A 551-nucleotide genomic window follows, 5' to 3' on the forward strand; every position below is an offset into this window, starting at 1 on the left:
CATCATCGAAAGACAGGAAAATTAAAAAGGAAATTTAAATTATTCCAGCCAGTTGATGAATCTCTCAATCACTTATCGGAACGTCTTGACTCTAATGAACGGCAAATTAAGCATGCAGAGCAATTACGTGAGGAATGGATAACAGGCCTATCCCATGATTTAAAGACACCGTTAAGCTCTATTTATGGTTATTCAACAATGCTAGCTTCGGAGGATTATGAGTGGACGAAGGAAGAAATGCGTGTCTTTGCAACTACGATGCAGGAGAAGGCAACGTACATGGATGCCCTTATAAAAGACTTAACCTATACGTACCAATTAAAAAATAGAGCGATCAAGCTTGAAAAAGTAATGATACCACTTAATGTGTGGTTACCTCAATTTGCAGATGAGCAAGTGTCTGTAAACGTATATGGAGATGTTATGTTGGAAGCGGACGAGCTTTTATTAAAGCGCATTTTAGATAATCTCATAACGAATGCTAAAAAATATACGCCTGACGGTACAAAGGTAAATGTAGAAGCGCAAAATATAGGACAGGAGATTATGCT

General features: G+C 37.7%; 1 protein-coding gene. It reads left to right on the top strand.

What is annotated here, in order from left to right; all coding sequences use genetic code 11:
* A partial coding sequence (locus PVA17_RS24935) for a sensor histidine kinase (protein ID WP_274069370.1) occupies window positions 1–551 on the top strand: 551 nt, incomplete at both ends.

This window comes from Lysinibacillus sp. CNPSo 3705 (assembly GCF_028674935.1).
Taxonomy (GTDB): Bacteria; Bacillota; Bacilli; order Bacillales_A; family Planococcaceae; genus Lysinibacillus.